Source organism: uncultured Sphingomonas sp., assembly GCF_946477935.1.
In the GTDB taxonomy this organism is placed as follows: domain Bacteria; phylum Pseudomonadota; class Alphaproteobacteria; order Sphingomonadales; family Sphingomonadaceae; genus Sphingomonas.
This window is the reverse complement of record NZ_CAMLAC010000112.1, coordinates 1-11,362: the sequence shown is the minus strand read 5'-3', so window position 1 is coordinate 11,362 and position 11,362 is coordinate 1. Positions and strand designations below refer to the sequence as shown.

The following is an 11,362-nucleotide window of genomic DNA, read 5'->3' as shown; positions in this document are numbered from 1 at the left end:
CCAGCCCTGATAGCCTGCCGCGCGCACCGGCACCGCGTCGACCGGTCGCCACGCCGCGCCGATTCGCCCGGTGAATTCGCTGCCGTCGCGGTCCCCGAAGCGGCTGTTGGTCAACGCCCCGCCGCCCGCGATCGGCCGTTCGTTCAGATAGCCGCCGTCGATGCGCCACCAGTCGATCCGCGCGGCCCCGGCCAGCGTCAGCGACCCCAAGGCGACGCTGCCGTCAGCGAACAGCCCGTGGGTGCGGGTCGATCCGCCCGCCTCGCGCCGCCGCGTCGGCACGGCGTTGACGAAGGTGAACAGCTCCTGCGTCTTGCCGGAGACGTCGCGGATGTCCGCCCCCAGCCGCAGATCGACCGTTCCGCCCACCGGCGGCTGCACCTCCAGCCGCGCGCCGATGCCGGTTGCGGGGGTATTATACTGGTTCAGCGACTGGCTGACCGTCGTCCGTGCCGCGTTGACGCTCGCGAAGCTCGACGCGAAGGCGCGCGTCTGGAGGTAGGCGAGCGCCGACCAGCCCCAATGCCCGCGCCTGACCAGCCGCACGCTCGTGTCCGCGCCTTCGGACCGGTTGGCGGTGAAGGCCGTTCCCCTTGTGCGCCGGTCGGTGAAGGCGCTGACATTGGCCTGCAACTCGGTTGACGGCCCGACCGTTACCACGGTGCGCAGGGCGCCCGATGCCTGTTCGTAGGGCGCGGGCCCATCGACCGGGCCGCGGCTGCCCGCGACAGTCGGCACGAAGCTGTCGCCGCGCGCATAGGCCGCCGACAGCGTCGCGAAGCCGCCGCCGCGCACCAGCGCCGCCGATCCCTGCGCCTCGACCGAATTGCGGCTGCCGTAGAAGGCGCTTGCCTCCAGCGGCGCCAATTGGTCCGGGGTCGCGCTGGCCAGCTCGACCGTGCCGGCAAGCGCCCCCGGCCCGAAATAGCCGCTGCCGCCGCCGCGCGTCACGCGCACCTGTCCCAGCCGGCCGGTGGCATAAGCGGGAAACGCGACCCAGCCGCCGAACGGATCGGCCTGCGGCACGCCGTCGAGGATCAGCAGCGCACGGCTCGATGCGTTGCCGCCGATGCCGCGCAGGGTGATGCCCTGGCTGGTCGGGTTGGCGGTGCGACTGTCGGAGCGGCGGAACTGCTGGAGGCCGGCGACGTCGGCGAGCACGCTTTCGAGGCGCTGGCTGGCGTTGGCCTGCAACCGGTCGCGGTCGATGGTGACGATGTCCAAGGCATGCTCGCCCGGCGATACCGGCAATCCCTGCCCGGTAACGACGACGATCCCCTCCAACATCTGTGTTTCCGGTCTTCTCTGCTTCTCAAGCTCCTGACCGGCCACCTGTTGGATGACGGCGATGCTGATCAGCGATGATAGGGCTAGAAGCTCGTGCATTACCCCCCAAAGCCCGCAAACCGCGTTGATGCTATAGAACCTAAGGTCGGTGCGGTTGTGATGGAACAGGTTCGGCCCGCTGTTTGCCAGCGATATCCGCTGCCAGCGGGGGAACCGCACGCGTGACAAGACAGCAGCGCTTGCCTTTGTGAAGAGGGCGCCCAGGCGTCACAGCTCGCCTGATGCGATCATCACCGATGGCTTGCGCAGCTACGGCGCTGCGATGGACGAACTGGGTTGCCGCGACTGGCAGGAGGTCGGCCGCTGGGCAAACAACCGGGTGGAGAACAGCCACCTGCCGTACCGACGACGAGGGCGGGCGATGCTTCGGTTCCGGCAGATGAAGACGCTGCAGAAGTTTGCCTCGATCCATGCCAACGTCCACATCCACTTCAATCTGGAACGTCACCTCGCCGATCGACAAACCTGCCGGGAGCGACGCTCGGCTGCACTGGCGGAGTGGCAGGTGTTTGTCAGCTAGGCCGCAGCCTTCGAAGATCCATGTGCATGATGTGGAGAGCGGTTCGCGTTGGACTGACAGTACCGCTCAACCTGCCGTTAGACTGACAAGCGGCGTTGTCAGTCTAACGGCAGGTTGGCGACAACGGCTTGTTAGAACCGGAACCGCGCACCGATGCCATAATAACGGCCCTCGTCGCGGACGTCGCGAGGGTAGAAGCGGCTCTCGCCGTTCACGGCATATTGCGCATAGTTGCGGAATGGTTGCGCCAGCAGGTTCGCCGCGTCGAAGGTCAGCGTCACCTGTTTGATCGGCGTGTAGTTGAACGAGAAGTCAAGGCGCGTAATGTTCTCGGTGCCCTCTCCCGAATAAACGCCATCAACGACAAGGTTGCCATTCAGGAAGCGCGATCGACCGTTATAGGAAAGGCGGGTGGATACCTTGCCCTTTTCGTAGAACAATGCCGCGTTGTAGCTCCACTTGGACAGACTTGGGATGGCGACGTAGGGCGGCAATTCGCTCGCAGGGATCAGATCGACCGGGAAACGCTGCTGGCCATCAAGGTAGGTCGCGTTGGCCTGTACGCCAAACCCGCTGAGCAAGCCCGGCAAAAAGTCGAGGAAGGTCTGCCCGCCGACTTCCACACCCCTGATGCGGCCCGCTCCGGCATTGAGCGGGCGATTGACCTCGACGAGCCCGTACACCGGATCACGGAAACGCTGCACGTAGTTGTTGAAGAAGCCGAACAGGTCCCGGTAGAAGAAGGCGGCGGTGATCGAGGCGTTCCTCGAGAAGTAATATTCGATCGTGGCGTCGAAATTGTTTGAGGTAAGCGGCGCCAGGTTCGGGTTGCCGCCGCTGCCGAAATAATCCGGACGTCCTTGCAGGCTCGCGGAGAAACGTGGATCGTTGGCTGGTTGCGTCACCACGGTGGTGGTGCCATCGGGATTGGTAATAACCGTCCCCGGCCGCGGCGATTGGTTCGGCGTTATCGAGAATGCCGGGTTCAACTGGCCGAAGTCGGGCACGGTCCGCGTCTTGGTAAAGCCGAAGCGGATCTGCAGCTTGTCGGTCGGCCGGATGCGCAAGCTTACATTGGGCAGGACGTCAATGAAGTTCTGGCGCACCTGCACGTCCTGAGCCGCCGTGATCGGTATCCCATTCGCATCGGTCTGCACGACGCCGTTGACGACCACAGGCAAGGTGCCGCGTCCGGTGTACTGACCGACCGTGTTGACGACGCGTGCGCCTACCAGGCCGTCGAAGCTGAAGCTCCCGATGTCGAACTCGTACTTGGCTTGACCGTAAAAGGCGTATGTCTGCTCCTTGGCATAAAATGCCTGGAACGGATCGAGTTGTACATTTGGCACCGAGAAGCGGTTCAGCGCGTCGCGGTAGCCGCCATCATTTGGATTTGCCGCCACGATGCGGACCAGTGCCTGCCGCGAAAATTCGCGCAGTTCTGCAGCATTACCCTCGATCCCCTGACGGCTCGGCATCAGCCAGCTTGTCCAGCCCTGTACATTGCCTCGGAAGGCATCCGGGGTCAGTGCCAGAGCGCCGGCGGGCGTATCGGCCAGCGGTATGTTCAGGGTCTCGGTGTAGGCGTAGCGGTTCCCCCGCTCCAGCGATGCGTCCCGATCGGTCCAGCGCGCGCCAAACTGCAGGCGCGGGAACAGCGACACATCAGTGTCCAGTTCGACGTCGCCGCGCCACTGCCACCCGGCGCCCTTGGCGATGTACAGGCTTTCGAAATAACCACGCCAGCGGTAATTGGCTGCGTTCTCACGATCATAGCCGGGCAGGTCGAAAGCGCTGCCGCCGTTCGTGAAGAAGTTGACATCGACCCGCGTCGGAGCACTCTGCGACATGTCGAAGCTATACTCACTGGCGTCATACTGACTGCGTGTATACGCCAGATCGGTAGAAAGCCGGGCGCGACCGACATTCCACTTCAGACCGCCGGCGGACTGATAGGTGTTGGTGTTGTTGTTGACCGTGCTGCGGAACGCCTGCCCGCGCTCGCCACCGGTCTTCGTCAGCGTCTGCACCTGATCGGGCACGCCTTCGCGCAGAACGACATTGGAAAGCTGGGCATTGTTGTTGATGAGCGACGTCTCAAACAGATCGTTAGCCAAGCGTCCGCGGAACCCCTGGAAAAGGAAGTCGTAATAGACTTCGAGATTGTCGGCGGGCTTCCATTGGACACTGGCATTCACAGCCGGCCGCCAGCGCTTGCCGCTGTCGTTGTAGACGCCAACACGTTCGGGGATGCGGAACGCGCGCCCGACTGACGCCGGGCTCACCGTCACTCCTGCTGGTAGCGCAGTTGGGACGAAGCCGCTCGCCCAGCGCACGGCGTTGCGATATTGGGCTTGTGCGTAGGAGGCGTTGACCAGCACGCCGATTTCGCCCAGCGCCGTATCGCTGCGCGCGCTGACCAGGATATTGCCCAAGGGGTCATATTTCTTGCTCTGGTCGTTGTACGTACCGCGAATGCCGCCAGCGAGGACGAACTTCTCGGAGAAATCGAACGGGCGGTTCGAGCGGACATTGACGAGGCCGGCCAATCCGGGCTCGAGCAAATCGGCCGTGCCCGACTTGTAAACTTCCAGTCCGGCCAGCACGCCAGCCGGAAAATCCTGAAGCTGAGACCGGCGAAGCTCAGCGGTAAAGATGTCGCGGCCGTTAAAGGTCGTGGCGACGTTAGGAAGGCCGCGTACCAGAACCCCCGTTACTTCGTCGCTACCTCTCGTCACTTGAACGCCGGTGATACGGGCCAGAGACTCCGCAGCCGTATTGTCGGGCAATTTGCCAATATCCTGTGCGACGATCGCATCAAGGATCGCGTCCGAATTGCGCTTGATCTGCTGCGCCGTACCCAAGCTTGCGCGGTAGCCGGTGACCACGATGTCAGCGTCATCGACAGGCTGATCGATGTTCTGGGTCGCATCAACCCCGGGGCTGCGGCCTTCCGCGCTGGCTACGGCACGGTCCTGCGCGACAGGCGCCTGATCCTCGATCGAGGCATCCTCGTTCGTCGGTGCCGAATTCGTGTCCGCACTGTTGGTCTGAGCAAAGGCCGGCATCGAGCACAAAGCCACGGCAGCGGCTGACGTCAGCAACATGTAGCGAAACATGGCAATCCCCTCTAAAACTGCCCGATTGTCTCGGGTCAGTCCCAACACTTGTCCGACATTCGAGGAGTTGGTCAAGCGTGATCGGAAAATTTTGTTTTGTGAAGTTGCGCGATGTTGCATTCCGACAACACAGCGTAAGCCTAACTTACTCTTCTTTTGTAATAACCTTTTTTATCAGGTGCTGTGGCGGAGATTCGATAAAGCCACCAGCCCGCCGTCGCCTTCACTGCCACCGATCGTCTTCCGGCTGCGACCTATGCGTTCCTGACCCTACGCATCCGTATAACCCAGGGGAGGGCGGCCGCGGTGGTAATCATCGGGCAGGATCTGGCGGCTGATCGGCGGTAGGGCGCGGGACGGGCATCGATCCCGCTGGCAAAGGACGCAGGTGATGCCGATTGGCGTCGGCTCATGCGGTGGATCGGCGTAGATGAGGCGGGATGCCTGGTTCGCGGTGCAGACAAGGGCCACCACGCGTTCGATCCGCGGCAGGCCATGGCCTCCTCCTCCGGTGGTCACGGTGCGGGCAACCGAAAGGAAGCGCTGTCCGTCGGGCAGTTCAAGCCATTGCGCGATCACCTGGCCCGGCGTGCGCAGGGCATGATGGACGCTCCATAGCGGGCAGCCGCCCCCCTGCGTCGCTACTGGAAAGCCTGCGCCGTCATAATGCTTTGACACGTTGCCTGCCGCATCGATCCGGATGAAGGAGAATGGCACGCCTTCCTGTGCTGGTCGTCCGAGTGTCGAGAGGCGGTGAGCGGCCGTTTCCCAACTGACGTTGAAGCACCGGGCGAGCGCTTCCACGTCGTAGCGGCGTTCTTCTGCCATGCGGGCGAATGGCGAATAGGGCATCAGGATCGCGCCCGCGGCATAGTTGGCCAGGGTGCGGCGCATCAGACGGCGGACATTAACCCCGGCGATGCCGATATTCTGCTCAACCTCGTCCAGCTCGCGGTGGAGTGACAGATAGGCGAGTTGCACCGCCAGCTGGAATCGCTCGGTGGCGATGTCCAGGCTGTCATCCAGGAAGATGGAGCGGTGATGGGGATCGTGTCGCCGTATCTGGCCCATCATCGCTTCGGGCGGCAGGCGACGAACACGCAGGCGGTGGCGCGCTTTGATCAGCGCCTCAAACCCGCCAGCCTCGTCGACAGCGACGGCGAGTGCCTGACCGGCGTCCTCGATAATCGGGAAATGGTTGCGTCTTGTGAGCAGCAGCCGCCGCACTTCCGCAACCGGATCATCGGGATCGATCCCGACATCACTGCGCCGCTCGGCCAGCGCACGCTGCTCGGCGCCATACGCAGTATGGAGGCGCAGGAACGCCTCGGTGATGCTCGGATAGTTGGTCGCGACGTCCGCCGATTGCAGCCGCGGCAGATCGAGATCGGCGAACAGGGGATTCTTCAGCGCGTCCTGCAGCCGTCGTGTAAACGCCTCGCCACCGTCGCCGGCGAACTCCGACAGGTCGATGCGGTATGTACGGGCAAGGCGGAGCAGCAATTCGGCGGTGAGCGGGCGCTGGTTGCTCTCGATCAGCGACACATAGGATGACGAGATTTCCAGCGCCGAGGCGAGGTCGGGTTGGGTGAGGCCCAGGTCGCGTCGCAGCCGGCGCAAACGAGGGCCCAGATAGGTGCTTCGCTCAGCGCTCATGCTTACGATCCGACCTTGTAAGGGATCACACCACTTTACAACGATGTGTTGTCAATTTCCACATCTTGACTGCGGAGAGGCTCGGCCGTGGATGGATCGACGATTAACCCAGGCTCAACGAACTTGGAGTGTCGTCGATGCACTATGTCTCAGACCTTGCCGCCGCCCGGTCGCTGATCACAGATACCGGCCGCAACTGGCGTTCGATCGAACCGGAGGCCGTTGTACGCATGCGCTGGCAGAACCGGTTTCTCACCGGGCTCGACATTGCACGCTATACCGCCCGCATCATGCGCGACGACATGGCCGCCTATGACGCCGATCCTGCACGCTACACCCAGTCGCTCGGATGCTGGCACGGCTTCATCGCGCAGCAGAAGATCATCTCGATCAAGAAGCATTTCGGAACCACGAAAGGTCGCTACCTGTACCTGTCGGGATGGATGGTCGCCGCGTTGCGATCCGAATTCGGTCCGCTGCCCGATCAGTCGATGCACGAGAAGACCAGCGTGCCCGCGCTGATCGAGGAACTCTACACCTTTCTCCGTCAGGCCGATGCCCGTGAACTGGGTGGTCTGTTTCGTGCCATCGATGCGGCCCGCGAAGCCGCCGACGATGCGCGGGCGCAGGCGCTTGAAGCCGAGGTCGAGGGCTTTGAGACGCATGTCGTGCCGATCATCGCGGACATCGATGCAGGCTTCGGCAATGCCGAGGCGACGTACCTGCTCGCCAAGAAGATGATCGAGGCCGGCGCCTGCGCGCTTCAGATCGAGAACCAGGTTTCGGACGAAAAGCAGTGTGGGCACCAGGATGGCAAGGTGACGGTGCCGCACGAAGACTTCCTCGCCAAGATCCGTGCCTGCCGCTACGCCTTCCTCGAACTGGGCGTCGATGACGGCATCATCGTGGCGCGCACCGACTCGCTCGGCGCCGGGCTGACCAAGCAGATCGCCTATAGCCGCGAGGCCGGGGATCTTGGCGATCTGTACAACGGCTTCCTCGATTGCGAGGAAGTCACCGACATTACGACCTTGCGTGGTGACGTGGTGATCGAGCGCGATGGCAAACTGATGCGTCCGAAGCGACTGGCTTCGAACCTGTTCCAGTTCCGGCCGGGGACTGGTGAAGACCGCTGTGTTCTGGACTGCGTCACCTCGCTCCGGAACGGTGCAGACCTGCTCTGGATCGAGACGGAAAAGCCGCACATCGCTCAGATCGCCGGCATGGTGGACCGCATTCGCGAGCAGGTGCCGGGCGCCAAGCTGATCTACAACAACTCGCCCTCGTTCAACTGGACGCTGAACTTCCGTCAGCAGGTGTTCGACGCCTGGCAAGCCGAGGGACGGGATCTGTCATCCTATGAACGTGGTGCGCTGATGAGCACGATCTATGACAAGACCCCGCTTGGCGAGGAAGCGGACCGACGCATCCGCGAGTTTCAACGCGAATCGAGCGCGCGCGCCGGCATCTTCCACCACCTGATTACCCTGCCGACCTATCATACCGCAGCGCTGTCCACCGATATGCTCGCCCGTGAATATTTCGGCGCGGCCGGGATGCTGGGCTATGTGGCGGGCGTACAGCGGCGCGAGATCCGCGAAGGGATCGCCTGCGTTCGCCACCAGAACATGGCCGGATCCGACCTGGGTGACGACCACAAGGATTACTTCGCCGGCGAAGCCGCACTCAAGGCGGGCGGCACCCACAACACCATGAATCAATTCGCTGCCTGACGGGCAGGCGATCCATCTTCTTCAGGAGTGCATCATGATCACGACCGAAACCATGAGAGAACCCGCTCGTGCACGCGCAGTCTTCTCCTCTGAAGATTTTGGCCTGTTGAAGGAGGCCGTGCTTACCCACCTGCGCACGATCGAGGATAGGCCGGAGTCGGTCAAATACAGCAACCTCTACCACCGGCTCGGCCGGTTGAGCTAGGCAGCGGGCATGACCGATCATGTTGTTCGAGCAGGGCTTTCGGTCGCGAAGCCCCTTGCCATCTTTGTCGAGGAACAGGCTCTTCCCGGAACGGCGATCGACGCACACGCCTTTTGGGCTGGCGTCGCAGCGATCTTCGCACGCTTTGCGCCCGAGAACCGTTCCTTGCTGGAAACCCGGGATCGGATGCAGGCGCAGATCGACGATTGGCATCGCACGCGGCACGGGCATGATCCGGACCCGCAGATGCAGGAGGCGTTCCTGCGTGAGATCGGCTATCTGACCGACGAACCGGACGCCTTCACGATCGATACCGAGGGGGTCGATCCGGAAGTGGCCACCTCGGCGGGGCCGCAACTGGTCGTGCCGGCGCTCAACGCACGTTTCCTGCTCAATGCAGCAAACGCCCGCTGGGGAAGCCTGTTCGATGCGCTCTACGGGACGGACGCACTGTCCGCACCCGCCGCATCCGGCGGCTATGACCCCGTGCGCGGTGCGGCTGTCATCGCCCGGGCCAAGGCGTTTCTCGACGAGGCGGTACCGCTCCAAGGTGCTGGTTGGGCAGCGTGGACGGGGGGCGAACTGCCGCTATGCGATCGATCGCAACTGATTGGTCGGCGCGGCGACAGCCTGCTGTTTCGACACAACGGCCTGCATATCGAGGTGGTGATCGACCGCACGCACCCGATCGGGCGTGACGATCCCGCAGGTCTGGCGGACGTGCTGCTCGAAGCGGCGCTGACCACGATCGTCGATCTGGAGGATTCGGTAGCGGTGGTCGATGCCGCCGACAAGGTCGCCGCCTACAACAATTGGTTGGGTGTTATGCGCGGCGACCTGACCGACACGTTCGAGAAGGGAGGAACCACGACGACGCGCAGCCTTGCGGAGGACCGGTCCTATGACGCGGACGACGGTGGCCGGATCGTGCTGCCGGGACGCAGCCTGCTGTTCGTGCGCAACGTCGGCCATCTGATGACGACGCCGGCGCTGCGATTGGCGAGCGGTGCCGATGCGCCTGAAGGCATTCTGGACGCGATCGTCACCAGCCTGATCGCATTGCATGACCTCAGGGGATTGGGCCGTTTCCGCAACAGCGCCGCGGGATCGATCTACATCGTCAAACCCAAGATGCACGGCGCGGCGGAGTGCGCCTTCACCGACCGTCTGTTTGATGCGGTGGAGGATCTGCTTGGCCTCGTGCGTCACACGATCAAGGTCGGGGTGATGGACGAGGAGCGGAGGACCTCTGCCAATCTTGCCGCCTGCATCCATGCGGTGCGGCACCGGATCTGCTTCATCAACACCGGTTTTCTTGATCGCACGGGTGACGAGATCCATACCGGCTTCGAAGCGGGGCCGATGATCCGCAAGGCGGACATGAAAGAGGCGGCCTGGATCAGGGCTTATGAAGATCGCAACGTGCGGATCGGGCTGGCATGCGGTCTGGGCGGACGGGCGCAGATCGGGAAGGGGATGTGGGCTGCACCCGATCGTATGGCGGACATGCTCGACCAGAAGATCGCGCATCCGCGTGCCGGCGCCAATACTGCCTGGGTGCCGAGCCCGACGGCTGCGACGTTGCATGCGCTGCATTATCACCAAGTCGATGTTCGTGCGCGGCAACGGGAGATTGCCGGGGAACCTGTTCCGCCGCTCGATCTGCTCCTGACCCTGCCAGTCGCATCGAGCAACTGGCCGCCGGAGTCCGTGCAGGAGGAACTCGATAACAACGCCCAGGGCTTGCTCGGCTATGTCGCGCGCTGGGTCGGGCAGGGGGTAGGCTGCTCCAAGGTGCCCGACATTCACGATGTCGCGCTGATGGAAGACCGGGCGACGCTACGCATCTCGTCGCAGCATATGGCCAATTGGCTGCACCACGGGGTATGTTCCCGCAAAGAGATCGAGGCTGCGCTGCGGCGGATGGCGGAGCGGGTCGACACACAGAACGCCGGTGATCCGGGCTATTTGCCGCTGCTCGCGCCTGGCAGCCTTGCTCTTCAGGCGGCACGCGCGCTCGTGTTCGACGGCGCCACTCAACCCAACGGGTACACCGAACCGGTCCTTAATGCATTCCGGCAACGGGCGAAGGCTGAGTTGCTTGCTCAGCGATAGCCAGGGAAGTTGGCCTGTATGACATATCACTGACGGTGCGTGCCGGCGCTGTTGATTTCCATTGAGAGTTGACCCGGCGCTTTCATCGAGAAGTGACCCGGGTCGTGAGAGTAATGTCAGGCCCGCGGGGCGGCGGGTCAAGTTGCGATCTTCTCCTTTTTGGCTTGCCGATCTCGGGCCGGACGCGAAACCGGAAGCTGTCGTTGCCGGTCTCGACGATGTGGCAATGGTGAGTGAGGCGGTCGAGGAGCGCGGTGGTGATCCTGGCGTCGCCGGAGCCCCCGGCCCACTCGCTGAAGCTGAGGTTCGTGGTAATTGGCTTGCATCCTACGGAGCGGCTGATGCGTGTTCACGGCCTGAAGGCGCGTCCGCGGCGCCGCGGGCTGCCGAAGGACGATGGCCTGCGCTCGATTATCGCCGACAAGCTCCTCGATCGCCAGTCCACGGCCGAGGCAGCCAATATGCGAGCGAGAAGTTCCAGCGGCTGATGGCCGACAACGGCGTGACCTGCTCGATGGGCCGTTCGGGCAACGTCTGGGACAACGCGGCGATGCAGAGCTTCTTCTCCTCGCTGAAACCGAGCGGATCGGGCGCAAGACCTACCGCACCCGCAATGGGGAGCATGTGTGGACGACCCCTGCGGTGCAAGAGCTTTCGTGCGGCGATG

At 63.3% G+C, this 11,362-nt stretch carries 7 protein-coding genes and 2 pseudogenes; 5 read left to right on the top strand and 4 right to left on the bottom strand.

Annotation, left to right across the window (positions count from 1 at the left end; genetic code table 11):
- The coding region (locus tag Q0U08_RS12445) for a TonB-dependent receptor plug domain-containing protein (protein ID WP_298091722.1) at positions 1–1,287 on the bottom strand (1,287 nt) is incomplete at its 3' end.
- 178 nt (positions 1,288–1,465) lie between these two features.
- Between Q0U08_RS12445 and Q0U08_RS12440 the strand changes: the two genes are divergently transcribed.
- On the top strand, positions 1,466–1,867 hold the full coding sequence (locus Q0U08_RS12440) for a DDE-type integrase/transposase/recombinase (RefSeq protein WP_367271123.1): 402 nt from the start codon (positions 1,466–1,468) through the stop codon (positions 1,865–1,867).
- 131 nt (positions 1,868–1,998) lie between these two features.
- On the opposite strand, the gene Q0U08_RS12435 is transcribed toward Q0U08_RS12440, so the two are convergent.
- Positions 1,999–4,986: a TonB-dependent receptor gene (locus Q0U08_RS12435; RefSeq protein WP_298091721.1), complete on the bottom strand. Its 2,988-nt coding sequence runs from the start codon at positions 4,984–4,986 to the stop codon at positions 1,999–2,001.
- A 270-nt stretch (positions 4,987–5,256) separates the two neighbouring features.
- Positions 5,257–6,642 (bottom strand): short-chain fatty acyl-CoA regulator family protein, encoded by a 1,386-nt coding sequence (locus Q0U08_RS12430; RefSeq protein ID WP_298091720.1) that lies wholly within the window; start codon positions 6,640–6,642, stop codon positions 5,257–5,259.
- A gap of 137 nt (positions 6,643–6,779) precedes the next feature.
- Here Q0U08_RS12430 and Q0U08_RS12425 point away from each other — a divergent pair, with 137 nt between their 5' ends.
- From Q0U08_RS12425 to Q0U08_RS12415, 3 genes are read left to right on the top strand one after another with little or no spacing between them, the layout of a single operon-like run.
- Positions 6,780–8,375 (top strand): isocitrate lyase, encoded by a 1,596-nt coding sequence (locus tag Q0U08_RS12425; protein ID WP_298091719.1) that lies wholly within the window; start codon positions 6,780–6,782, stop codon positions 8,373–8,375.
- Between the two features lie 34 nt (positions 8,376–8,409).
- On the top strand, positions 8,410–8,580 hold the full coding sequence (locus Q0U08_RS12420) for a hypothetical protein (RefSeq protein ID WP_298091718.1): 171 nt from the start codon (positions 8,410–8,412) through the stop codon (positions 8,578–8,580).
- Positions 8,581–8,589: 9 nt separating this feature from the next.
- Positions 8,590–10,695 (top strand): malate synthase G, encoded by a 2,106-nt coding sequence (locus tag Q0U08_RS12415; protein WP_298091717.1) that lies wholly within the window; start codon positions 8,590–8,592, stop codon positions 10,693–10,695.
- 82 nt (positions 10,696–10,777) lie between these two features.
- Here the strand turns inward: Q0U08_RS12415 and Q0U08_RS12410 are convergent.
- Positions 10,778–11,011: pseudogene (locus Q0U08_RS12410) on the bottom strand (ATP-binding protein); the annotation flags it as partial.
- Between the two features lies 1 nt (position 11,012).
- Here Q0U08_RS12410 and Q0U08_RS12405 point away from each other — a divergent pair.
- Positions 11,013–11,362, top strand: a pseudogene (locus Q0U08_RS12405) (hypothetical protein); the annotation flags it as partial.

Excerpts from the sequence above, each read along its gene's own strand:
- Q0U08_RS12435 (WP_298091721.1), bottom strand. The coding sequence starts at position 4,986 with ATGTTTCGCTACATGTTGCTGACGTCAGCCGCTGCCGTGGCTTTGTGC.
- Q0U08_RS12425 (WP_298091719.1), top strand. The coding sequence starts at position 6,780 with ATGCACTATGTCTCAGACCTTGCCGCCGCCCGGTCGCTGATCACAGAT.
- Q0U08_RS12420 (WP_298091718.1), top strand. The coding sequence starts at position 8,410 with ATGATCACGACCGAAACCATGAGAGAACCCGCTCGTGCACGCGCAGTC.
- Q0U08_RS12430 (WP_298091720.1), bottom strand. The coding sequence starts at position 6,642 with ATGAGCGCTGAGCGAAGCACCTATCTGGGCCCTCGTTTGCGCCGGCTG.
- Q0U08_RS12415 (WP_298091717.1), top strand. The coding sequence starts at position 8,590 with ATGACCGATCATGTTGTTCGAGCAGGGCTTTCGGTCGCGAAGCCCCTT.